Consider the following 23,609-nt stretch of genomic DNA (forward strand, 5'->3'; position numbering starts at 1 on the left):
TTTTTACTCTACAGTAACGGACTTTGCCAAATTACGCGGTTGGTCCACATTACAACCTCTCATAACAGCTATATGGTAAGACAATAGCTGTAAAGGTATTGTTGTCAATAATGGCATAAGACTTTCAAAAGTATCCGGCACCTCAATTACGTGATCTGCCAAATCCCTAACGGTCTCATCTCCTTCCGTAACTACGGCAATGATTTTACCTTTTCTGGATTTAATTTCCTGTATGTTGCTCACAACCTTATCGTAATGACCTCTATTGGTAGCGATGACCACTACAGGCATATGCTCGTCGATAAGTGCGATAGGCCCGTGCTTCATTTCTGCAGCAGGATAACCTTCGGCATGTATATAACTAATTTCCTTAAGCTTTAAGGCACCTTCCAGAGCTACTGGGAAGTTGTAACCTCGGCCTAGATATAAACAGTTCGTTGAGTCCTTATAAACCTCAGCAATTGTTTCCACCAATACATTGGTCTGCAATGCTCTTTCTACTTTAGCGGGTATGTTCTCCAATTCGGCCAAATATTCATGGAACCTTGATTCTGAGAACACGCCTTTTTCCTTTGCCAATTTCAAGGCCAACAAGGTAAGTACGGTTATTTGAGTTGTAAAGGCTTTGGTTGACGCCACCCCTATTTCAGGACCGGCATGTGTATAGGCCCCTGCGTTGGTTTCTCTTGCTATTGAAGACCCAACAACATTACAAACTCCAAAAACAAATGCGCCTTTCTCCTTTGCCAATTTAATTGCCGCCAAAGTATCTGCCGTTTCCCCTGATTGGGAAATAGCAATCACGATATCCTTATCAGTGATGACCGGATTTCTGTAACGAAATTCAGAAGCGTATTCAACTTCTACTGGAATTCGCGCCAAATCTTCAAAAATATATTCTGCCACAAGACCTGCATGCCAGGAAGTACCACAGGCTACGATTATAATACGGTTGGCATTGAGGAACTTTTCAATATTTTGATCTACACCTGCCATTTTGATTATGCCTTGGCTAGCGCGTAACCTCCCGCGATAGGTATCCAAGATAGCTCTGGGCTGTTCGTAGATTTCTTTTAACATGAAATGATCGTAGCCTCCCTTTTCAATCTCCTCAATGTTCATCTGAAGCTCCTGAATTTTTGGGTACGCCACCGCGTCATTCTTGATTTTTCTTAATTTGATTTCTTTGCCTACCCTGATAATGGCCATTTCCTCATCTTCCAAATAAATGGCATTATTGGTAAACTCAATAAAAGGAGATGCGTCTGAAGCAATAAAAAACTCCTCTTCACCCACTCCGATAGCAAGTGGACTACCTAATTTAGCCACCACCAATTCGTCTGGCTTATTTTTATCAAATACGACAATAGCATAAGCCCCTACCACTTGATTCAATGCAATTTGCACCGCTTTTCCAAGTTTTACGTCTTCCTGCTTTTTAACTTCCTCAATAAGGTTGATCAATACTTCGGTATCAGTATCTGAACTGAAGGTATACCCCCTTTTTATCAACTCCTTTTTAATGGAATCGTAATTTTCGATAATTCCATTGTGTATGATCACCAAATTACCGGAATTGGAATAATGTGGATGTGAATTAACATCATTTGGAATACCGTGGGTAGCCCATCTGGTATGACCTATCCCTAATTTTCCTTTCAAGGAAATTTCGGTCTTTGCCTTATTATTAAGATCTTCTACTTTACCTTTTGTTTTGGAAAGATTAATGTCTGCCCCGTCATAAAGCGCTACTCCCGCACTATCATATCCTCGGTACTCAAGACGCTGTAATCCTTTTATTATAACGGGATAAGCATCCCTGTGTCCAATATAACCTACTATTCCACACATAATTCTTCTCTTTTTACAGTACAAATTTACGTTTCAAGCTGCAAACTCTTACAAGATTCAGTTGTAGAACGTATTATTCCTTTAAATGGTCTATAAGAGGCCCTTTAATTTATTTTCGTATAAAAAATCTCCAATTTGAGTTTCTTATCTTCATTGCCATTGGAAACTGAACTTCCAAACAAAACTGTTCCCAAAGGATTGACCGTAGCCATGACTGGCTGCAAACCAGTTTCATTATCCTTTAAAACCGAATTGGAAACATTGGATACCCTAATATCAGAAGTTAAAGAAAGTGCTAAAGTAGCATTGTCAGCATCCCGGATGATTAAATTATTGATGTATTCCGTAATTCGCACTGTATACTTTACTCCCTTTCCGTTACTTCCCTTTTCTAAAATTCCATCGTGGTTTAAATACGATCCTAAAGCCGTTGTGGACGTTGAAGTTTCAATTTGTGCATTATATAATGGCACTCCTGTTTCTTCATTAAAGAGATACAATCTAGGTGGTTCAACCACGTTACCGGCTGCATCCAAGGTGTTCCTATCTACATAAAAGACCAGATTTGCCTCATTGATTACCCAGTTATTGGCCTTTATCTGATTGATGAATTCTCTTCCGTTGATCTCATCGAACAATTTAATTTGGGCGTAGGATCCCGCTCCTCCTTTAACATAGATCCTTGAAGCATTGGCACCGGAGTCCATGCTGTTCATTATATCTGCCGGATAAGCTTCATTAATGAAGGTATTTACCGCATTCCCAACTATAGGCGTGGTTGTTCCCCCTGTAAGAAGACTTAGAACGTAATTCTTATTTAATTGAACAATGGTATCGTCTGAAGTATCATCGGCAGTGCCGTTGGTATCAACACTATCATGATCGTAATTGATTGTAATATTCGCCTTTGTAAGGTCCAACAACATCAATATATTCCCTGCTGCAGGGTCCAAGGACATATGGATTCCCCTGAAAAAATCACTAAAATTTCCTTGGTTCAATAATTCCGAAGCTCCTTCCTTATCCAAAATATTCTGTTGAAAAAAAGTACTGCTCAAAGGCACCCTAATCCCTGGGGCAAGTCTGGTTGCAACTTCCTTTGATTCATCTATTTCTGCAGTATCTGGGTCATCCTCCTTAAAGGATAATATTTCCTTGTCATCAATGGTCACCTCGCCATCAAACAAAACATCTGAAACATAAGAAGGTGAAAATTGTTGGGAAGAATAATATTCCTGAGCTTGTTGAAAGTTGGTGTTTGGATCCAAATCCCTTAAAAAATAAGTAGAACGAGCTACTTTTAACCTAAAAGGATTATTTCTGTTCCCATAAATACTGTCAAGGTCAAACTTTTTAGGAAATATTCCCGAAGCCGTGCTATCATCTTCGGCATCGTTTATTCCATCACCATCGGTATCTACGTTTAATGGATCGGAACCTGCAATGCGCTCCTCATTATCTGTGAGTCCATCACCATCAGAATCACTATTTGGATCAGTTGGGTCTACATCAAATTCATCATCCACACCATCACTGTCCGAATCCCTGAAACTAGCGCCTTTTACAAGGAACGGGATATACAAATAAACTTCTTTTACTGTTTCATTTTCAGGTATGGTAGCTGTTACATTGTCCGTTGCAGAATTATTTTCCGTAGTTTGGGAGAAAGTACCAAAAGTTGGACTCGTTCCGCCGGCCAATCTTACTTGGGAAGTTATAGATGCCTCTGTTCTACCATAAACGGGATCGTTAAAAATTCCCAATTGATAGATAGGCAATTTATTGGTCTGAACAGCTTCTATTTTTTTATTGTAGGCAAACACATCATATGAGGCACTTTCGTTTTCAAAAGGCTCCCCGCCTATCACCCCTTTCCCAATGGTAGTGATGTCCTCTTCACACGAAACAAAGGCCAGTACGAACATTGCTCCCGCAAAAGCAGAAAAAATTATCTTTCTAAAAAATACCATGAAAATTATTTTAAGACTTCGTTGTTATAAAAATTTGCATATGCTTCCTCGAATTCCTGAATAGGCACATAAGACAAAACAGGCTTTTCCAATTGGGCAATGTACTCCTGTAATTCTTGTGGCACATCTTCCGAGGCCAAAATAACAGCATCAGAATGATCTACCGCTACTTTTAACAAATTATTATAATTGGGTGTGGCCAAAGGTTTTATACTATCTTCAGCAACCCCATCAAATGAGATTTTTTTGATCATATCCTTGTCCAACTCCTCTTCAAAACCTTTCTTATATACAGAGGTCACTATCTTGCTTTCGGCAAATAATGGTTCATCGGCATAATATTTTTTAAGATATAAAGGAAGTAGGGAAGCCATCCATCCATGAACATGGATAATGTCCGGAGACCAGTTTAACTTTTTAACCGTTTCAACAACACCCTTAGCAAAGAAAATGGCACGTTCGTCATTATCCGTAAAAAGTTTACCGTTTTCATCAGTAAATGTGGCCTTACGCTTAAAATATTCTTCATTATCTATAAAGTATACTTGGATGCGCTCTCTTGGGATAGAGGCCACTTTTATAATTAGGGGCATATCCATGTCATTAATGACCAAGTTCATTCCCGATAAACGTATGACCTCATGCAACTGGTGCCTTCGTTCATTAATGTTTCCGAACCTTGGCATAAAAATTCTAATCTGGCCGCCATTACTGTTGACCATCCTAGGGGTTTCATAAGACATTAAGGAAACTTCGTTCTCTGGTAGATAGGGCACTAATTCTGAAGATACAAACAATATCTTTTTACCATTCATAAAAGCAATATTTTATTTATCGTGTAAGCGTAGCTGCAAAATTACAAAAATTATGCAGATTAGCTGTAATTATATAAGTTTGCTAGCTTTTAAACTTAAAACATGTTGGTATTCCAAACCAAAAACGAACTTAAATCATTCCTTACCACCATCAATAGTAATGCCATAAAAGTGGGCATGGTGCCTACTATGGGTGCATTACACCAAGGTCATGCCTCCCTTGTGGAGCGATCCTTATCCGAAAACGCCCTCACCATTGTAAGCATATTTGTAAACCCTACGCAGTTCAATAATCAGGACGATCTACTAAAATATCCCAAGACTTTAGAAAAAGATTCGTCACTTTTAAACAGCATTTCCAAAGACATTATCATTTTTGCCCCCTCTGTATCAGAAATGTATACGGAACAAGTTGCTTCAAAAAAATATGATTTCCAAGGATTGGACATGGTTATGGAAGGAGCCTTTAGAGAAGGTCATTTTGATGGGGTAGGTACCATAGTAGAATCGCTCTTGCTAACCGTGGCTCCCGACAAAGCCTATTTTGGGGAAAAAGATTTTCAACAACTCCAAATCATCAAAAAACTTGTCGCCCTGCAAAATATTCCCGTGGAGATCATTGGCTGTCCTATTTTAAGGGAACCTAACGGTTTAGCCATGAGTTCCAGAAACGAGAGGTTATCCAAGCAATTGAGAAAAGAAGCCGGTTTTATTTACGAAACCTTAAAGAAGATAAGTGCAAAATTCCCGGACCACAGCCCTTTATCCATTATAGAATGGGCAACAGAACAATTTCAATTACACCCATATCTGCGTTTGGAATACTTACAAATTGCCGAAGAAGACACGCTAAAACCTATAGAGAACAAAAAGAAAGATAAAAAATATAGGGCCTTTATTGCAGTTTTTGCCGATGGTGTACGACTAATAGACAATATAGGCTTAAATTAATTAACTTTGCCGCATAATTATCATTGCCCCATGCAAGTAGAAGTAGTAAAATCAAAAATTCACCGAGTAAAAGTTACTGGTGCGGACCTTAATTATATAGGTAGCATTACTATTGATGAAGATCTAATGGATGCCGCCAATATTATAAGAGGCGAAAAAATTCAAATCGTTAACAACAACAACGGTGAGCGATTGGAAACCTATGCTATTCCAGGCCCAAGAGGAAGTGGTGAGCTTACCTTAAATGGTGCTGCCGCAAGAAAGGTTGCCGTTGGCGATGTACTTATCCTTATTGCCTATGGCAGATTGGATATAGAAGATGCCAAAAAATTCAATCCTGCTCTGGTATTTCCCAATGAGGAAACTAATTTGTTGACCTAATTTTGAAAAAATCCTTAACGAACAAATTAAAGACATTGCTCCCAATAGCCCTGGGCGTTTTTTTAGTCTGGTATTCCTTTTACAGCACAACCCCCGAAGACAGACAGCAAATCTTGTTTTATGTCAAGGAGGCAGATCTATTTTGGGTAGGTATTTCAGTCTTTATTGGCATTTTGAGCCATATTTCCAGGGCCATCAGATGGAATTATCTACTGCAACCCTTAGGATACAAGCCCAAAGTGAGCAATAATGTCCTTATCATTTTGATTGCATACTTTACAAATTTGGGCATTCCAAGATCAGGGGAAATACTGCGTGCTACCGCCTTAACCACCTATGAAAAGGTTCCTTTCGAAAAAGGCTTTGGCACAATTGTTACCGAAAGAGTGGTAGATCTGTTCATGCTTTTCACCGTTGTAGTCACTGCCCTTTTTTTACAAACAGATGTTATTTTAAATGTCTTTCAACAACGTGGGTTTAATCCTACGAGCCTTATTGTTCTTCTGGGAATTGGGATTCTTGGGATAGCCATGTTCCTGTTATTTATAAAGAAGTCAAAATTTCAGTTTGCACAAAAAATAAAAAGATTTGTCAAGGGTCTGGTGGAAGGTGTCTTAAGTATCTTTAAAATGAAGTACAAATGGGCATTTATCTTTCATACCATATTCATCTGGGTCGCCTATATAGCCATGTTTTGGGTGATCAAGTTTACAGTGCCCGAAACTATTGAGCTAACCTTGAGCCAACTTTTGGTTGCTTTTACGGCAGGTGCATTTGCCATGTCTGCCACCAATGGCGGAATTGGAATATACCCCATTGCAGTAAGCTCTTCCTTGGCAGTATTTGGGATCAGTGAAGTTTCAGGTGATGCCTTTGGATGGATCATGTGGATATCACAAACCATGATGGTCGTCATATTTGGGGCAATATCTTTTCTTGTCTTACCGTTATTGAACAGAAACCAATAGTCTCCTATTGCTTAAATTCAATTTTATGAAACGGTTAACCGCAGTTATTGCATTGTTCTTATGTTTTGGCGCCAACGCCCAAGTTACCAAAGAAGTTTTTGAGTCATACAAACTTCAAGAGAAAAGAGATGTAAGATACTATATCCCAGAAAACTATACCGCAGAAAAGAAATACCCCCTAATTGTTGTTTTGGACGCAGAATACCTCTTTGACAATGTTGTGGCCAATGCCAAATTCTACAGTAAATTCAGTGGAATGCCAGAATCCATTATTGTTGGAGTTGAACAAGGAAAAAACGGACTCCGTTATAATGATTGTGGCTTTGATGAAGCAACTGGACTCCCTACAGACAAAGGGAAATCCTTTTTTGAATTTTTAGGTATGGAATTGATCCCATATATGGATTCCAATTATAGCACAACCCCTTTTAAGATGTTTGTCGGCTATGATATCACAGCTAATTTTGGAAACTTCTATCTCTTTAAGGACGACTCCCTGTTTAATGCCTATATCAGTATATCACCAACATTGGCACCGGAAATGGAAAATCGACTGCCATCAAGATTGGGGGCCATAAACAAAAAGATATTTTATAGCTTGATTGTTGAAGGCGAAAACAGTTCAGATAAAAACAGAATAATGGCGATGAACCAATCCATCAAGGACCTCAACAAGGAATCCCTACATTATTTCTTCGATGTTTATGAAAATGCAGATCATACTTCAGTAGTAACTTATGGGATAGGCAAAGCATTGGACAATATATTCAATATGTTCAAGCCCATTAACAAAAAGGAATACAAGGATAAAATATTGACATCGGAAGAGCCAGTGTTTAAGTATCTTGAAGACAAGTATGCCCTGATTGCCGATCTGTTCGGATTTAAAAAATCCGTTGAGCTCAATGACGTTATGGCCATTTATGCGGCCTGTAGAAAAAAAGAGGATTTGGATTCCCTGAAAAGCCTTGCGGAACTTTGTAAAAAGGAGTTCCCTGGAACTATGCTTGGTTTTTATTTTGAAGGGGAATATTACGAACAAAAAGGAGAGCCAAAAAAAGCACTCCGTACCTTTGAAAAGGCATTTGGCATGGAAGAAATCGATTTTCTGACAAAGGATATGGCATTGGAAAAAATGGATGCCCTAAAAGCAGATTTCGGATACTAGACTTTAATGGGTGATGGCAAAAAAAGAATTTATTAGCCAATTATTACTTAATCGCCCTTTAAAACAATCCTTCTGTTTTCAAAGTTCTTAGTACCTTTAGCCGGAATCTAATACCGGGGAATGGCCAAAATAAAAACAGCTTTTTTTTGTCAAAATTGCGGAACTCAATATGCCAAATGGGTAGGGCAATGTTCAGGATGCAAAGAATGGAATACCATTGTTGAAGAGGTAGTTCAAAAAGAGGAGAAATCGAGCTGGAAAAGCCCTACAAATACGGCCAAGAAGGTTTCAAAACCCCTTCGGGTCAATGAAATTAACACGGAGAAAGAACTACGACTAGACACCTATGACCTGGAGTTCAATCGTGTTCTTGGGGGCGGAATTGTCCCGGGCTCCCTTATCCTCTTAGGAGGGGAACCTGGTATCGGAAAAAGTACGCTTCTTCTTCAGATTGCTTTAAAATTGCCTTATAAGACCCTTTATGTTTCAGGGGAGGAAAGCCAGAAACAAATAAAGATGCGAGCCGATCGCATACATCCCAATAGCGAAACCTGTTATATCCTAACAGAGACTAAGACCCAGAATATATTTCAGCAAATTGAAGCCACAGAACCTGACATTGTGGTTATAGATTCCATACAGACGCTTCATTCAGATTATATTGAATCTGCCGCTGGTAGTATTTCACAAATTAGGGAATGCACCGCTGAACTCATAAAATTTGCCAAAGAGACCAATACCCCTGTAATATTAATAGGCCACATTACCAAGGATGGCACTATAGCCGGGCCCAAGATATTGGAGCATATGGTAGATACCGTACTCCAATTTGAAGGGGACCGCAATTACGTATACCGCATTTTAAGAGCCCTAAAAAACAGATTTGGATCTACCGCAGAACTCGGAATTTACGAAATGCAGGGAAGCGGTTTACGGGAAGTGAACAACCCATCGGAAATATTGATTTCCAAAAATGATGAAGGCCTAAGCGGCACGGCAATAGCTTCCACAGTTGAAGGCATGAGGCCATTGATGATAGAAATACAAGCCTTGGTCAGTACTGCGGTATATGGGACCCCACAACGCTCCACAACAGGCTACAATGCCAAGCGTTTGAATATGTTGTTGGCGGTTTTGGAAAAACGTGCAGGATTTAAATTGGGAGCTAAAGATGTATTCCTAAATATCACCGGGGGAATCTCGGTGGACGATCCAGCCATTGATCTTGCTGTGGTGGCAGCCATACTATCCAGTAATGAGGATGTTCCCATTGACAAGGGGGTGTGTTTCGCAGCGGAAATAGGCTTGGCAGGGGAAATTAGACCAGTACAACGGGTGGAACAGCGCATATTAGAGGCTGAGAAATTGGGGTTTGCCACTATTTATGTCTCCAAAAACAATAAGATCACCTTAAAAAACACAAAGATTAATATTGAACTTGTCGCCAAAATTGAGGATATAGCCACTAGCCTATTCGATTAATTATTATCCCTATTTACCCGCATATAGACCAAAATAATAATGATCACCAGGAGGATGAGCACAATTTGGCCTGTGCCTATGGCCAAAAACTGTATTTTCTGTGCTGAAACCATTTACGGTGCGGGATTAGGAATTTGATTGTGAATGGCTTCTATTCCCTGCAGTATCTCCTCGGAAAGTTGCACATCTATACTGGAAATATTTTCTTTCAACTGTCTCATGGAAGTGGCCCCAATGATATTACTTTTCACAAACGGTCTTGTATTCACAAAAGCCAATGCCATTTGAGTAAGGGACAGATTGTGGTCCTGTGCCAATTTATGGTACATTTCGGTTGCCTTTACAGCCGTTTCCCCACTGTACCTGTTATAATTTGGAAAAAGGGTAATCCTTGCATTATCGGGCTTTCTCCCTCCCAAATATTTACCGCTGAGAACCCCAAAACCTAAGGGAGAGTAGGGTATCAAACCAATATCCTCGCGCATGGAAATCTCTGACATTCCGGTTTCATAGGTCCGATTTAGTAAACTATAAGGGTTTTGAACGGTAATCATCCTAGGCAGGCTGACATGCACCTTGCTCTCTTCCAAAAAACGCATCGTTCCCCATGGCGTTTCATTGGAAAGTCCAACATTTCTAATTTTCCCCTCACGCATCAAATCCCGTAAGGTCTCCAATACTTGATGGATATTGTCCTGCCAATGATCCGTTATATCATGGGTATAGCCCCTTTGTCCAAAAAAATTGGTCTTGCGTTCCGGCCAGTGCAGTTGATATAGATCGATATAATCCGTTTGCAATCTCTTTAAGCTCCCTTCAACCGCTTCTATGATGGACGACCTATCAAATCCTGTGGTTCTGATAAATTTTGTGAATTCGGCCTTCCCGGCTATTTTGGAAGCCAAAATAACCTTATCCCTGTTTCCGGTCTTTTTGAACCAGTTCCCTATAATTTTTTCGGTATCTGCATAACGTTCCTTGGCAGCCGGTATGGGGTAAAGTTCAGCGGTATCAAAAAAGTTCACTCCCTTTTCCAAGGCATAATCCATTTGTTCATGGCCTTCTGCTTCGGTATTCTGCTTTCCCCAGGTCATGGTGCCAAGACAAATTTTACTGACCTCTATCTCGGTATGGGGAAGTAAATTATATTCCATAAAAACTTTTTCTCATTTATTAAAAATACAACTGTGGCTTGACTTAACTAGTGGGTTCCAATTCCAATAAAATCGGACAATGGTCGCTGTGTTTTGCCTCAGACAAAATCACAGATCGCTTTAACCGATGCAGCAATGGCTCACTGACCATGCCGTAATCCAATCGCCAACCCTTATTATTGGCCCTGGCATTGGCCCTGTACGTCCACCAAGTATAATTGTCTGGCTCCTTGTTGAAATGTCTGAAACTATCAATAAAACCATTCCCCATAAAATCTCCAATCCACTCCCTTTCCACGGGCAAAAACCCTGAGACATTTTTATTTCTAACGGGGTCATGAATATCTATGGCCTCGTGGCAGATATTATAGTCCCCACAAATAACAAGATGTGGGCGTTCTCTCTTTAAATCACTGATGTACTCCTGAAAATCGGCCATATACTGCAACTTGTGGTCCAATCTAGCTATATTGGTGCCAGAAGGCAAATACAAGCTCATAACCGAAACTCCATTAAAATCGGCCCTAACGTTTCTTCCTTCAAAATCCATATAATCTATTCCGGTGCCAAAAACCACGTTGTCAGGTTTTTGCTTAGACAATATGGCAACTCCACTATAGCCTTTTTTTTGGGCACTGTACCAATAATGGTAAGGATATCCGGCAGCTTCGAATACTTCTAGGTCCAACTGATCCTCGTTTGCCTTTATCTCTTGCAGACAAACCACATCTGGATCAACGGCTTGTAACCAATCCAGAAAACCTTTTTTTAGGGCTGCCCTAATGCCATTCACATTGTATGAAACTATTTTCAAATCACTTCTTTTTTAGCAAGGTTAGAATTTCAAATAACTCCAACTTGCTCAAATTAATAAAGGCTAAAAATAGACAATGTTTGCTAGAAGGGAAAGGTAGTATTTCTATTTATACGCGTTTAACATTTAATTTGGATTTGGCCTTGGAATTCTAATTTCTCTAGAACAACCACCCTTACTGTTTTTAAGGATGAACAATAAAATATTAATGGTCGCCTTTTTTTTGATCTATTGCCCTCCGCAAAACAAATCCTTCTTATCTTTCCTTCAAAAATCAACCAAATGCACATAAAAACCCTACTAACCACCGCATTGATTATGTCCGTAGTTTTTTTGGGCCAGTCACAAGATATCTCAAATGATTCCCAACCAAGGGACGAGTTCAAGATAAATGCGTTCAATCTAATTGCATTTACCTATATGGATTTATCCTATGAACGCTTGCTGCACGAAGAGGCCTCCTTGGGAGTAAGTGTACTTATTAATATTGGAAATGATAATGAGCTTTTGGATTATTTCCGGGATTTTTCCATAACACCTTACTACAGACAATACTTTTCCAAACAATATGCCGAAGGCTTTTTTGTAGAGGGATTTGGAATGCTGAATTCAGGGGAGGATTATTATTATTCGTTTGATGACCAAGGGAATGAAACCAATACTGGGGAAACCTATACAGATTTTGCATTGGGTGTTTCTGTGGGTGGAAAATTTGTTACAAAAAGAGGTTTCATTGCCGAAATATATACTGGGCTGGGGCGAAATTTACTGGGTGATGACACTGCACCGGAAATAGTTAGTCGCGGAGGTATTTCATTAGGATATAGATTTTAGATGAATTATAAGTTACTTGTACCATTGGTTTTACTTACCCAAATTATTTTGGGTCAAGAAATAAAGAAAGACAGTATTACCCAGCTTGAAGAGGTTGTAATATCTGAAAAAAGGGTGTCGAATCCAATCATAGGTATTACTGCCACCGATATCATTGGCGCTACCACCTTCGAAAATTACAGTCCGCTGGATATTGCTTCTTCAATGAACCAGATCTCGGGAGTCTTTTTATTGTCTGGAGCTCTGAACACCAATAGGATTACGATTAGGGGCGTAGGCGCCCGGACGCCCTATGGCACTGATAAACTGCGACTCTACTACAACGAAATTCCGATCACCAATGGAACCGGGTTCTCCACAATTGAAGCGTTTGACTTGGAAAATTTAGGATCGATCGAAGTCATAAAGGGCCCTAAAGGAAGTGCTTATGGCTCCAATCTGGGCGGGGCAATTTTATTACAATCCAAAACCCAAAAATCAGATGGCTCCGTTTTGTCCAACAATTTTACCGTTGGCTCTTATGAGCTTCTAAAAAACAATTTAGATTTTTCCCACCGTAGTGGCAACATGGACCTAAGCCTAAAATATGGCCATATGGAAACCAATGGATATAGGGAAAATAGCCGTTTTGAGAGGGATGCGGTTCTTTTGAACACCTCCTATTCGATAAATGCACAAAATAAAATTGAACTCTTGGTTAACTATATCGACTATACAGCCCAAATCCCTAGTTCAATTAGCAAAGATGCATTTGATGAAGACCCTAAACAAGCCGCTTTCACCTGGAAGCAGGCCAAAGGCTTTGAAGCGAACAAATACAACTTGTTAGGATTGACCTACAGCCATGCCTTTTCAAAAAAGCTAAAAAACGCTACCAGTATTTTTTATAGCTACTTGGATCATTATGAGCCCAGGCCTTTTAATATTTTGGACGAGTTCACCAATGGATTTGGGCTTAGAACAAACTTTACTGGCAGTTTTACGATTCCAACAGGAGAGACCAACTATTCTTTTGGATCAGAATTGTACAAGGACGAGTACCATTGGGGAACCTTTGAAAATTTATATCGGGACAATAATGGAAATGGCAGCCTTAAAGGTGACCAAATAAGCAATAACAGGGAATTCAGGAGGCAATTGAATATTTTTGGGGCCATAACCCTGCCATTGTCAAGTAAGCTCCTTGTACAGGCTGGTTTTAACGTCAATAACACCTTTTACAACTTCCAAGACATCTTTAATTCTGCAGAAGACAACAAGAGTGCAGAAAGGGATTTTAAACCAGTATTCTTGCCCAACCTTGATGTAAGCTACGCCTTTTCCGATACTCATTTACTATATGCCAATATCAGTAAAGGATTTTCCAACCCAAGTCTTGAGGAAACGTTAACCCCTGGAGGAATCATCAATCCGGATATTGCCCAAGAGACCGGTAATAATTATGAGCTGGGCACCAATTTATTTTTGGCAGGCAAAAAGCTCCAACTAAAAGTCGCAATTTATCAAATGGACATAAAAAATCTGTTGGTAGCCCAACGGGTCGGAGAGGATCAATTTATTGGCAAAAATGCTGGAAAGACCAAACACCGAGGTTTGGAAGTGGATGCCAATTATAGGTTCAAAATAACCCCAGATCTGGCTTTACATCCATTTTTAAGTTACACCTTCAACAACCACAAGTTTGTAGATTTTGTAGATGGGGATGAGGACTACTCCGGAAATCCTTTGACGGGGGTCCCAAAAAACAAAGTAAATACAGGAATACAACTGAAACATTCTAGTGGTTTTTACTGGAACACGACCCTACAGCATATAGATGAAATTCCTCTTGACGACGCCACTACCTTATACAGTGAGGCCTTTACCATTCTAAATACTCGCTTGGGCTATAAAAAAGAGATAGCTAGGGATTTTATGATCGGTGTGGATTTGGGAATAAACAATATTTCTAATGTGCAATATGCCCAATCCGTGTTGATCAATGCTGTTGGCTTTGGCGGGGCAGCGCCCAGATACTACTACCCCGGAAATGCCAGAAATTATTATGTTAGTTTTCAGCTCAGTTATAAGCTGTAAACGATATTACATTTTTTTAAGCCAATTTTTCATATCCACCTCTTGCGAAATGATAGTATTTAGGTCAGAAATGGCAACCCTCTGCTGTTCCATGGTATCCCTATGGCGTATGGTTACGGTTTTGTCTTCCAAAGTCTGGTGATCTACCGTGATGCAAAATGGGGTTCCTGCGGCGTCCTGCCTTCTGTAACGACGTCCAACCGCATCCTTTTCGTCATAAATTACCTTAAAGTCCCACTTCAACTCATCAATGATCTCATGGGCTATTTCTGGAAGACCATCCTTTTTAACTAATGGCAATACGGCAGCTTTGGTAGGTGCCAATACAGCTGGTATTTTTAAAACCGTTCTTGTAGTTCCATTTTCCAATTCCTCCTCCTGCAACGAATTGGAGAAAACTGCTAAGAACATTCGGTCCACACCAATAGACGTCTCTACCACATAAGGCACGTAACTTTCGTTTAGTTCAGGATCAAAATACTGAAGTTTTTTACCTGAAAATTTCTCATGACTACTTAAATCAAAATCGGTTCTGGAATGAATTCCTTCCAATTCCTTAAATCCGAATGGGAATTTAAATTCTATATCGGCAGCCGCATCTGCATAATGCGCCAACTTATCGTGATCATGGAAACGATAATTATCCTGTCCCAAGCCTAAGGAATTATGCCATTTAATCCGCGTTTCTTTCCACTGCTCGTACCACTCTTTTTGTGTTCCAGGCCTTACAAAAAATTGAAGTTCCATTTGTTCAAACTCGCGCTGACGAAAAATAAACTGTCTTGCAACGATCTCATTCCTAAAGGCCTTTCCTATTTGGGCGATACCAAAAGGAATTTTCATGCGTCCACTTTTTTGAACGTTCAAAAAGTTGACAAATATCCCTTGGGCCGTTTCTGGACGCAGGTACAAGTCCATTGCACTTTCTGCTGAGGCTCCTAATTTAGTGCCGAACATAAGGTTAAATTGCTTTACCTCCGTCCAATTTTTCGAACCGGACAAGGGACAGCCAATTTCCAATTCCTCTATTAGGTTTTTCACATCTGCCAAATCCTCGTTTTCCAAAGATTTGCCCATGCGTTTTAAAATAGAACTCGCTTTTTCCTGATATTCCACTACTCGTGGGTTTGTGGCCAAAAATTGTTCCTTATCAAAAGCATCACCAAACCTTTTGGATGCTTTCTCAACTTCTTTGTCAATTTTAGCCTCAATTTTAGCAACATGGTCTTCTATAAGAACATCTGCCCTATATCTTTTCTTGGAATCCTTGTTGTCTATAAGGGGGTCGTTAAAGGCATCTACGTGGCCTGAAGCCTTCCATGTAGTTGGGTGCATTAATATTGCGGAATCTATCCCCACAATATTCTCGTTCATCTGCACCATGGCCTTCCACCAGTATTCTTTTATATTGTTTTTTAGCTCTACCCCGTTTTGGGCATAGTCATAAACGGCACTGAGTCCATCGTAAATTTCACTTGATTGAAAAACATACCCATACTCCTTGGCATGGGATATAACTTTCTTAAAATCGTCTTCTTGCTTTGCCATGGCGCAAAAATAGAATTTTAGCCTTAAAAGAAGTAATTTATTTTAGTTGAAATTCAGAGGTGGACAGTAATTTTTCATCCTCAAAAACATTAAGGGTATAAGTGCCATCCTGTAAAGAGCCTTCTGGAATGGTAATAAAGTCACAGACACTAAATTCTTCTCCCATAAAAATAAGCTCCACCCTTTTACTATAGGTATTACCATTTACGGAAATGGTATTGGCATTATCCTCTATAATCTGCATATTTGGACCTAAGAACTGAAAGTACAATACGCGTTCTTCCTTGGTGGTATTAGGGTTGCCAACGATAGTAACACAACCTCTTAACTTTGCAATAGTGGATGCCTTGGTTGTTTTAACAGGCTTACTTCCGGCGCGCATCCTAAAACCGCTACCCTCGGCATTGGTCAGTTTTAAATAGTTTTTGATTCTCAACTGTTGGTTAAGCTCCTTGTTCTTCTTTCTCAACAAGGCCTCTTGCTCAGCCAACGTACTGCTCTTTCCTCTTAGTTCCTCTATTTTCTTTCTGGTATCATCGTACTTGTCGGCAAGTAACATATTGTTGTACTGCAAGAAATTGTTCTTCAACTTTAAACTGTCGTGTTTAGCTTCCAGTTTACGCAATTCCTTTTTGTATTCTTTTAATTTGGCCACAGAGAAATTTAGACGCCCTACGGAATCCAACAATTGCTGTACCTTATATCTTGAATCCTGCAGTTCTATTTCGTTCACTTCGTTTAAAGCAGAGAGGCGGTCCACCTCCGTTCGCATCAACGTAAGGTCTTTTACCAACAATCCTTTTTCCTGCTCTAAAAAATCGATCTGACCTCTAGATTGGGCATAACTAAAGTAAAACGCTATCAGCACCCCGATAATTACGGCGACCAATGCGGCTAGGATTATTTTATAGTTAAATTTATTATCTTGAACATCCATCGATTAAAGTAGGTTTCATTAAGATTTGTACTATTCCAAGCTTTCAAATATAGTGAATGATATCATCAACATCCTAGTCCCACAGGTCTGTTTTGGATGTATGACACCTTTGGGTAAAGGTGAACGATTATTATGCACCTTTTGTCGGAATCAGCTACCACTCACCGAGTACAATTTCATCGATGAAAACCCGATTGACCGCATTTTTTACGGAATTGTACCCATTGAAAAGGCAAATTCCCTCCTATTTTTCACTCCAAATGGCATCGTACAAAACGTAATACACCATCTGAAATACAAAAACCAACAAGAGATAGGCGACTTTCTTGGTGACTGGTTCGGTCATAACATTAACGAGGAAAATCCTACTTTTCGTATAGATTACGTTATTCCCGTTCCCTTGCACAAAAAGAAATTAAAAAAAAGGGGGTATAACCAGGTTACTACTTTTGGACTTAGGTTGGCAGAACACTTGGATGCCGCCTATGTAGATCATATCCTAATAAAAACGGCAAACACCAAAACACAGACCAAAAAAAACCGTTTTTTCAGATGGCAAAATAACCAAAACCTTTACAAAGTATTGGATACGGCTTTTTTACAGGATAAAAACGTATTGTTGATTGATGATGTGATTACAACAGGAGCTACCTTGGAAGCCTGTTCCATCGCACTAAAAGAAGCCGAAGGGGTTAAAATTTATATCGCAACCATAGCGGTGGTGCCATAATTTTTAAATGCTACAAATTAGTTGTTTCTTTGCGTGTATTCTATGGTCCAAGCTATGAGTAAACGGATTTTTTGTTCCCTTTTTATTATGATAATGGTACTTGCCCTAGCGCAGTGTGCCAAAAGGGGAACACCATCAGGAGGTGAAAAAGACACAACCCCTCCAAAATTGCTCAGGGCAGAACCTGAGAATATGACCATAAACTTTAAAGAGAAGAAAATTCGTCTTTATTTTGATGAGTATATAAAATTAAAGGATGTCCAAAAACAACTCATTGTTTCCCCTCCCTTAAAATACAACCCCTTGATTACCCCTCAAGGATCTGCAAGCAAATTCATAGAGATAACCATTAAGGACACCTTAAAGGAAAACACCACCTATACCCTAAATTTCGGGCAGAGTATAACGGACAATAACGAGGGGAACCCCAACAGTTTCCTGACCTATGTTTTTTCCACAGGAAATTATATAGACTCCCTTTCCCTTTCTGGGGTGGTGCAGGATGCCTTTAAGAAAAAAGTAGACCAATTTGTAAGTGTGATGCTCTATGAACTGGACAGTACTTATACCGATTCCACAATTTACAAAAGACCGCCAAATTATATAACCAACACCTTGGATAGTGCCACTACCTTCAAATTGAATTATTTAAAAGAAGGAAAATACGCCTTATTTGCTGTGAAGGACGAAGGAAAAAATAACCTTTTCGACCAAAAAGTGGACAAAATAGGATTTGTAACGGATACCATTACATTACCCACCGATTCTATTTATACCCTAAACCTATTTAAAGAGATTCCCGATTATCAGGCCGCTGTTCCAAGTTATGCGGCCAAAAACAAAATAATTTTTGGCTACCAAGGCGAAGCCGAGCATATAGTGATTGAGCCCCTGACAAAACTACCAGATACCATAAAAACGAAGGTGTTAAAAGAAGCAGGGAAGGATACCTTAAATTACTGGTTTACGCCTTTTGAAACCGATTCCATTGTCTTTCAGGTGACCAATGAAAAGTGGAAGGCGAAGGATACCTTTACGGTAAAAAGTCGCAAACTTGCTATAGATTCCTTGGTCTTAACTCCTAACCAAAATAGAAATTTGGCCTTTGAAGAACCCTTTTATATTGGTGCCAATATACCGATAGTTCAAATTGATTCTTCGAAAATCGCCTTGATGAACAAGGATTCCATTCCGGTTAATTTCACTTCAAAATTAGATAGCGTCCAAAACAGGATAACTGTTGATTTTGCTCTGGAACCCAATGAAAGATATACCATGGACCTGTTGCCCGGTGCAATCAGGGATTTTTTTGGAACTGAAAATGACACAATAGCCTATACATTTTCAACCGCTAGTTATGCCGATTATGGAAATCTTGGATTGAATCTCGTTGGAAACCCAACTTATCCATTGATTATTCAATTAACCGATGAAGCAGGTAAAACAAAAAGAGAAATCTACGCTACAGAATCACGAGCCTTTCAATTCAATCACCTGAAGCCTTCCAAATATATGATTCGTATAATCTATGACTCAAACAATAATGGTCAATGGGATACAGGGAGTTTCCTACAGAAAATTCGTCCCGAAAAAGTTATCTATTATCCAACAGTTATCGAAGTTAGGGCCAATTGGGAACTAGTGGAATCCTTTAATCTTCTAGACTAAACCTATCCCTATCCTGTAAAAATTTCAGTTTCCCCCTAGTTTCGTCAAGATGTGCCTTATTCAAGGTGGCGTAAAGAATGGTGTCCTCTTCTGAAAAAACCAAAGTTTTACCAAGGGAATCATATACCGCAGAATGGCCAGAATATTCATAGCCACCATCATCATTGCCAATTCTATTTACCCCAATACAATACGCCATATTTTCAATGGCTCGAGCCGCTAAAAGCGTATCCCATGCGTAAACACGTGTCTTGGGCCAATTGGCAACAAAGAGCAAGACATCATAATCTACCGTATTCCTGGCCCAAACGGGAAAGCGAAGGTCATAACAGATCAAGGGACATATCCTAAATCCCTTATATTCCAGGACCAACCTTTTCTTTCCTCCCTTATAGACTTCTGATTCTCCTGCCAGGGTAAAGGTATGTCGCTTATCATATTGATGATATTTGCCATTGGGCTCTACAAAATAGAGTCGGTTAAAATAGTCTCCATTCTCATAAAAAGGAATACTTCCTGTTAGTGCTTTCTGTTCCTGCCTGGAGATTTGTAACATCCATTCCAAGGTCTTTTGACCTTCTGAATCATCCATGTGATTGGGAGTCATTGTAAATCCAGAATGGAACATCTCGGGTAAGATAATTAGATCTACATCCGTGGAAACACCATTTATCTTTTCATAAAAGGCATCCCTATTGGCTTGGGGGTCCTCCCAAAACAACGCGGTCTGTATTAACGCTACCTTTAATTCTTTGGCCATATCCATTAAATTCTACATCAAAATTAATATTAATATTTTGGGCGTTTCAATAATAATTGGAGCATTTATGCCTAAGAAGGTGAAATCCTTTATCTGCCCGGTGCAAGCAAATCCATTAAAAGTGCATTGTTCTGCATTTTTGCATGATCATATGCTGTTTGCCCCCTTGCATCTTTAACTGAAATATCCGCACCTTCTGTCATTAGCATTTTGGCAATCTCTGTCCTGTTGAAGGTTGCGGCATAGATTAAAGCAGTTGCGCCCATGGTGTTGGTAGTATTCACATTGGCCCCTTTATCAATAAGATTTTTGGCTATTGCTGTAAACCCCTTAAAACAAACACCCATCAAGGCCGTGTTTCCCGAACTGTCCTTTTCATTTATATCTGCACCGCGTTCTAACAACAAATTTGCAACAGCACTGTGTTCATAATAGGTTGCCAAAATTAATGGAGTAGAACCTCGTTGGTCCTTGACGTTTATCAAAGAGCCATCTTTGGATATCAATTCCTCAATTAAATTGAGGTCACCGTTTCGAATGGCGGAATAAAACTTTTCTATTGTTTCTGTCATTGTTATATAATTAAAAGCCCACATGCCCATTGAAGGGAATAAGGTAGAACAAATCGTTCTAATAGTATTGTCGCTCAAAATTTGCAAGTCAAAAATTACTCTATTACGTTCATCTTAAAATAGACAAACCATATTAATAAATTATCAATTCATAGAATTATCCTATCGTTTTAAGAAATAGATTTTATTCTCTTAAAGTTGCCGATTTTATCCAAAATTCGAAATTTTAGTGCTATTTTTAACTAAGTAATTAGTTTTTAATAGTTTAACACTTCTAAGGTTTGAAAACGGAAATTATAAAATCACTGATCGAATTTTCCCCCAATGCGACAGCTATACTGGATAACGATTTGCGATTTATCCGCTGTTCGAAAGTTTTGCGAAACGAATATGGCCTGGAAGAAAATGACATAATTGGCAAAAACTTCTTAGAGGTCTTTCCGTTTGTTCCAAAGAATATATTGGACACATTTGAGCTTAGCCTTCAAGGCGACATTAGCACCAATTTGGGCCATGAATATTTGAACAGCAAAGACCAACTCAAAAAACTTCTTTGGAAATCCAATCCATGGAAGGACCACCAGGGAAATAATGGGGGCCTAATTATTAATGTGGAGGAAATAGCGTTGGCATCTCCTAGGAAAGTAAAACTAGAAAACAACCTTGATACTACTCCTATTGGAGGTTGGGAAATACAAATTGATTCCAATGATATTTATTGGACTGCGATTACAAAAGCCATAATGGAGGTGCCTCTGGATTTTGAGCCTACTTTAGAAAGTACATTATTATTTTATAAAGAAGGTCTTAATAGAGACAGAATAACCTCAGTTATTATGAACACCCTGACCGAGGGAATATCTTGGAGCGAAGATTTCCTGATCACTACTGCAAAAGGAAAGGAAAAATGGGTTAGAAAAAAAGGAAGTGGTGAAATAATCAATGGAAAATGTATCCGGATTTTTGGAACAATACAAGACATAACTCAAAGGAAGAAGGAAGAATTACGCTACCAGGAGACCATTCAGCGCCTTGAGATTGCCATGGATGCCGCTGAAATAGGTATTTGGGATTACGATATAGAAACCGATACTGCTGTTTGGGACAGCAATATGTATCAGCTTTTTGGGATAAAGGAGGAAGATTTCGCTTCAACCTATGAAGCTTATGAGAATATTATCCATCCAGATGATAGGGGCCATGTGGACCAACGTTTGGCAAAAGCCATTTCTGGAGAAAGATCGTATGACACGGAGTTTAGAATACTTTGGCCCAATGGTAGCATTAGATATATAAGGGCCATTGGCAAAGTTTTAAAAAATGAAGATGGTAAGCCCGTACGTGTTGTTGGCACAAATTGGGACTATACCGAGCTTAGGCACACCGAATTAAAGCTAACAAGTAGTGAAGAGTCATTTCAAGGTGCCTTTGAAAATTCCGCTATGGGCATAGCTATTGTTGCCGTGGACGGGAAATGGATAGATGTGAACAATAGCATTTGTAAGGGATTCGGCTATTCTAAAGAAGAATTTTTACAAATGACCTTTCAGGACATCACACATCCCCAAGACCTCGAGAAGGATTTACACCTGTTGAACGAAGTAGTGCAAAAGAAAAGGGACGGCTACCAAATGGAAAAGCGCTATTTCCATAAAAACGGAAGTATCATTTATGCGGTGCTCACCGTATCGGCAATAAAAAACATAAACGGTGAACTTTCCCATTTCATTTCCCAGATAATGGACATCACTTCTAGAATTGAAGCGGAGAATGAAACAAAACTTCTTTTTGACATCACCAAAAATCAAAATGACAGTTTGCTAAATTTTGCCCATATTGTATCTCACAACCTTAGATCCCACGCTTCAAATATTTCAATGTTGATCGACTTTTTAAAACAAGAAGAAAATGAACAGGAGAAAAACGAAATAGTCAAATTGCTTGAAAATTCCGCAGGCAGCTTAAATGAAACTATTTTACATTTAAGTGACGTGGTGAAGACCAAGACACAAGGCACTAATGGCCTAAAGGATATCAACATCCTTGATAGGATTAAAAATGTCAAAAAAACCCTTTCTGCCCTAATCTTGGAAAATCAAGTTGACTGTTCTATAGATGTTCCGAGCAATATTATGGTCAGGGCCATCCCTGCCTACTTGGACAGCGTTCTGTTGAACTTGTTCACAAACGCCATTAGATATAGCTCTCCGGACAGATTGCCAAAAATCACCATTTCCGCTGATATGAAAGGCAGTAATTATACCCTCATTTTTCAAGATAACGGTATTGGCATTGATTTAAAAAAACACGGGAAGAAAATTTTTGGGATGTATAAAACATTCCACAAGCACAAAGATGCAAAAGGAATAGGTCTGTTTATCACCAAAAACCAGGTAGAGGCCATGAATGGAAAAATAAGTGTGGAGAGTCAAGTTGGTAAAGGAACTACTTTTAAGGTTACCTTAATGATTGCCCAGAAAAAGAAAAAATTGATAAAAGCATAATATAATGGGGAAATTGAATAGCAGTTGTATCATAGATGACGACGACATATTTATTTATGGCACCAAAAAAATCATGAAAAAAATTGATTTTTGTGATGAAATCCTTGTGTTCAACAACGGTCAGGAAGCTATGGATGGTCTAAAACAATTGACAGCAGAGAACAAAAAGCTTCCCAATGTAATATTCCTTGATATTAACATGCCCATAATGGACGGATGGGAGTTTTTGGAGGATTTCATAAAAATTCCTAATAACAATAGGGAGCATGTGACCATATATATCATTAGCTCTTCCATAGATCCAATGGATATACAAAAAGTACAAATGTATGGGCTCGTAAACAATTACATTCTAAAACCCATTCGGATTGTAGACTTGGAAAAAGTATTGAACGATATGTAAACCAAATGCAAGAAGTAATGGCT

At 39.2% G+C, this 23,609-nt stretch carries 20 protein-coding genes; 11 read left to right on the forward strand and 9 right to left on the reverse strand.

Features of this window, described 5'->3' with window-relative positions; all coding sequences use genetic code 11:
- Nucleotides 1–3: 3 nt before the first annotated feature.
- The 3 genes from glmS to ABXZ32_RS03925 all read right to left on the reverse strand — a co-directional run bounded on the left by glmS (nt 4) and on the right by ABXZ32_RS03925 (nt 4,636).
- The gene (gene glmS, locus ABXZ32_RS03915; RefSeq protein WP_354617363.1) at nt 4–1,851 is read right to left on the reverse strand and encodes a glutamine--fructose-6-phosphate transaminase (isomerizing); all 1,848 of its coding nucleotides are present in this window, start codon (nt 1,849–1,851) and stop codon (nt 4–6) included.
- A gap of 104 nt (nt 1,852–1,955) precedes the next feature.
- Nucleotides 1,956–3,821: a DUF4270 domain-containing protein gene (locus tag ABXZ32_RS03920; RefSeq protein WP_354617364.1), complete on the reverse strand. Its 1,866-nt coding sequence runs from the start codon at nt 3,819–3,821 to the stop codon at nt 1,956–1,958.
- A 5-nt stretch (nt 3,822–3,826) separates the two neighbouring features.
- Nucleotides 3,827–4,636, reverse strand: coding sequence for a glycogen/starch synthase (locus tag ABXZ32_RS03925; protein WP_354617365.1), 810 nt, complete (start codon nt 4,634–4,636; stop codon nt 3,827–3,829).
- 102 nt (nt 4,637–4,738) lie between these two features.
- Here ABXZ32_RS03925 and panC point away from each other — a divergent pair, with 102 nt between their 5' ends.
- The 5 genes from panC to radA all read left to right on the forward strand — a co-directional run bounded on the left by panC (nt 4,739) and on the right by radA (nt 9,586).
- Nucleotides 4,739–5,587 carry a pantoate--beta-alanine ligase gene (gene panC / locus ABXZ32_RS03930; protein WP_354617366.1) on the forward strand — a complete coding sequence of 283 codons (849 nt, stop codon included), beginning with the start codon at nt 4,739–4,741 and terminating at the stop codon, nt 5,585–5,587.
- Between the two features lie 30 nt (nt 5,588–5,617).
- Nucleotides 5,618–5,968: an aspartate 1-decarboxylase gene (gene panD / locus ABXZ32_RS03935; protein WP_062057346.1), complete on the forward strand. Its 351-nt coding sequence runs from the start codon at nt 5,618–5,620 to the stop codon at nt 5,966–5,968.
- 2 nt (nt 5,969–5,970) lie between these two features.
- Nucleotides 5,971–6,936 carry a lysylphosphatidylglycerol synthase transmembrane domain-containing protein gene (locus tag ABXZ32_RS03940; RefSeq protein ID WP_354617367.1) on the forward strand — a complete coding sequence of 322 codons (966 nt, stop codon included), beginning with the start codon at nt 5,971–5,973 and terminating at the stop codon, nt 6,934–6,936.
- Between the two features lie 25 nt (nt 6,937–6,961).
- Nucleotides 6,962–8,104: an alpha/beta hydrolase gene (locus ABXZ32_RS03945; protein WP_354617368.1), complete on the forward strand. Its 1,143-nt coding sequence runs from the start codon at nt 6,962–6,964 to the stop codon at nt 8,102–8,104.
- A 120-nt stretch (nt 8,105–8,224) separates the two neighbouring features.
- Nucleotides 8,225–9,586: a DNA repair protein RadA gene (radA, locus tag ABXZ32_RS03950; protein ID WP_354617369.1), complete on the forward strand. Its 1,362-nt coding sequence runs from the start codon at nt 8,225–8,227 to the stop codon at nt 9,584–9,586.
- A 113-nt stretch (nt 9,587–9,699) separates the two neighbouring features.
- On the opposite strand, the gene ABXZ32_RS03955 is transcribed toward radA, so the two are convergent.
- The gene (locus tag ABXZ32_RS03955) at nt 9,700–10,740 is read right to left on the reverse strand and encodes an NADP(H)-dependent aldo-keto reductase (RefSeq protein WP_354617370.1); all 1,041 of its coding nucleotides are present in this window, start codon (nt 10,738–10,740) and stop codon (nt 9,700–9,702) included.
- 43 nt (nt 10,741–10,783) lie between these two features.
- Complete coding sequence (locus ABXZ32_RS03960) at nt 10,784–11,554, reverse strand: exodeoxyribonuclease III (RefSeq protein ID WP_354617371.1); 771 nt, start codon at nt 11,552–11,554, stop codon at nt 10,784–10,786.
- Nucleotides 11,555–11,836: 282 nt separating this feature from the next.
- On the opposite strand from ABXZ32_RS03960, the gene ABXZ32_RS03965 reads away from it, so the two are divergent.
- Complete coding sequence (locus tag ABXZ32_RS03965) at nt 11,837–12,388, forward strand: DUF3575 domain-containing protein (RefSeq protein ID WP_354617372.1); 552 nt, start codon at nt 11,837–11,839, stop codon at nt 12,386–12,388.
- Nucleotides 12,389–14,464 carry a TonB-dependent receptor family protein gene (locus tag ABXZ32_RS03970; RefSeq protein WP_354617373.1) on the forward strand — a complete coding sequence of 692 codons (2,076 nt, stop codon included), beginning with the start codon at nt 12,389–12,391 and terminating at the stop codon, nt 14,462–14,464.
- A gap of 6 nt (nt 14,465–14,470) precedes the next feature.
- On the opposite strand, the gene ABXZ32_RS03975 is transcribed toward ABXZ32_RS03970, so the two are convergent.
- Nucleotides 14,471–16,012 carry a glycine--tRNA ligase gene (locus ABXZ32_RS03975; RefSeq protein ID WP_354617374.1) on the reverse strand — a complete coding sequence of 514 codons (1,542 nt, stop codon included), beginning with the start codon at nt 16,010–16,012 and terminating at the stop codon, nt 14,471–14,473.
- 37 nt (nt 16,013–16,049) lie between these two features.
- A complete protein-coding gene (locus ABXZ32_RS03980) occupies nt 16,050–16,949 on the reverse strand; it encodes a hypothetical protein (RefSeq protein ID WP_354617375.1) in 900 nt (299 codons plus the stop codon).
- 52 nt (nt 16,950–17,001) lie between these two features.
- Between ABXZ32_RS03980 and ABXZ32_RS03985 the strand changes: the two genes are divergently transcribed.
- Nucleotides 17,002–17,679, forward strand: a complete 678-nt coding sequence (locus tag ABXZ32_RS03985) for a ComF family protein (protein ID WP_354617376.1) — start codon at nt 17,002–17,004, stop codon at nt 17,677–17,679.
- Between the two features lie 54 nt (nt 17,680–17,733).
- On the forward strand, nt 17,734–19,347 hold the full coding sequence (locus ABXZ32_RS03990) for an Ig-like domain-containing protein (protein ID WP_354617377.1): 1,614 nt from the start codon (nt 17,734–17,736) through the stop codon (nt 19,345–19,347).
- On the opposite strand, the gene ABXZ32_RS03995 is transcribed toward ABXZ32_RS03990, so the two are convergent.
- Nucleotides 19,331–20,107: an amidohydrolase gene (locus tag ABXZ32_RS03995; RefSeq protein WP_354617378.1), complete on the reverse strand. Its 777-nt coding sequence runs from the start codon at nt 20,105–20,107 to the stop codon at nt 19,331–19,333. The two genes, ABXZ32_RS03990 and ABXZ32_RS03995, sit on opposite strands and share 17 nt — an antisense overlap.
- A gap of 89 nt (nt 20,108–20,196) precedes the next feature.
- The gene (locus ABXZ32_RS04000) at nt 20,197–20,679 is read right to left on the reverse strand and encodes an ankyrin repeat domain-containing protein (protein WP_354617379.1); all 483 of its coding nucleotides are present in this window, start codon (nt 20,677–20,679) and stop codon (nt 20,197–20,199) included.
- A 281-nt stretch (nt 20,680–20,960) separates the two neighbouring features.
- Between ABXZ32_RS04000 and ABXZ32_RS04005 the strand changes: the two genes are divergently transcribed.
- A complete protein-coding gene (locus tag ABXZ32_RS04005; protein ID WP_354617380.1) occupies nt 20,961–23,183 on the forward strand; it encodes a PAS domain S-box protein in 2,223 nt (740 codons plus the stop codon).
- A 4-nt stretch (nt 23,184–23,187) separates the two neighbouring features.
- A complete protein-coding gene (locus ABXZ32_RS04010; protein WP_354617381.1) occupies nt 23,188–23,586 on the forward strand; it encodes a response regulator in 399 nt (132 codons plus the stop codon).
- The last annotated feature ends 23 nt before the right edge of the window (nt 23,587–23,609 follow it).

It is taken from the genome of Sediminicola luteus, assembly GCF_040566555.1.
Lineage (GTDB): Bacteria > Bacteroidota > Bacteroidia > Flavobacteriales > Flavobacteriaceae > Sediminicola.

What these genes read in the sequence shown, in the direction of transcription:
- ABXZ32_RS04000 (WP_354617379.1), bottom strand. Translation starts at nt 20,679, where the DNA reads ATGACAGAAACAATAGAAAAGTTTTATTCCGCCATTCGAAACGGTGAC.
- ABXZ32_RS03975 (WP_354617374.1), bottom strand. Translation starts at nt 16,012, where the DNA reads ATGGCAAAGCAAGAAGACGATTTTAAGAAAGTTATATCCCATGCCAAG.
- ABXZ32_RS03970 (WP_354617373.1), top strand. Translation starts at nt 12,389, where the DNA reads ATGAATTATAAGTTACTTGTACCATTGGTTTTACTTACCCAAATTATT.
- ABXZ32_RS04010 (WP_354617381.1), top strand. Translation starts at nt 23,188, where the DNA reads ATGGGGAAATTGAATAGCAGTTGTATCATAGATGACGACGACATATTT.
- ABXZ32_RS03925 (WP_354617365.1), bottom strand. Translation starts at nt 4,636, where the DNA reads ATGAATGGTAAAAAGATATTGTTTGTATCTTCAGAATTAGTGCCCTAT.
- radA (WP_354617369.1), top strand. Translation starts at nt 8,225, where the DNA reads ATGGCCAAAATAAAAACAGCTTTTTTTTGTCAAAATTGCGGAACTCAA.
- ABXZ32_RS03965 (WP_354617372.1), top strand. Translation starts at nt 11,837, where the DNA reads ATGCACATAAAAACCCTACTAACCACCGCATTGATTATGTCCGTAGTT.
- panD (WP_062057346.1), top strand. Translation starts at nt 5,618, where the DNA reads ATGCAAGTAGAAGTAGTAAAATCAAAAATTCACCGAGTAAAAGTTACT.
- ABXZ32_RS03955 (WP_354617370.1), bottom strand. Translation starts at nt 10,740, where the DNA reads ATGGAATATAATTTACTTCCCCATACCGAGATAGAGGTCAGTAAAATT.
- ABXZ32_RS03920 (WP_354617364.1), bottom strand. Translation starts at nt 3,821, where the DNA reads ATGGTATTTTTTAGAAAGATAATTTTTTCTGCTTTTGCGGGAGCAATG.
- panC (WP_354617366.1), top strand. Translation starts at nt 4,739, where the DNA reads ATGTTGGTATTCCAAACCAAAAACGAACTTAAATCATTCCTTACCACC.
- ABXZ32_RS03945 (WP_354617368.1), top strand. Translation starts at nt 6,962, where the DNA reads ATGAAACGGTTAACCGCAGTTATTGCATTGTTCTTATGTTTTGGCGCC.
- ABXZ32_RS03995 (WP_354617378.1), bottom strand. Translation starts at nt 20,107, where the DNA reads ATGGCCAAAGAATTAAAGGTAGCGTTAATACAGACCGCGTTGTTTTGG.
- ABXZ32_RS03990 (WP_354617377.1), top strand. Translation starts at nt 17,734, where the DNA reads ATGAGTAAACGGATTTTTTGTTCCCTTTTTATTATGATAATGGTACTT.
- glmS (WP_354617363.1), bottom strand. Translation starts at nt 1,851, where the DNA reads ATGTGTGGAATAGTAGGTTATATTGGACACAGGGATGCTTATCCCGTT.
- ABXZ32_RS03980 (WP_354617375.1), bottom strand. Translation starts at nt 16,949, where the DNA reads ATGGATGTTCAAGATAATAAATTTAACTATAAAATAATCCTAGCCGCA.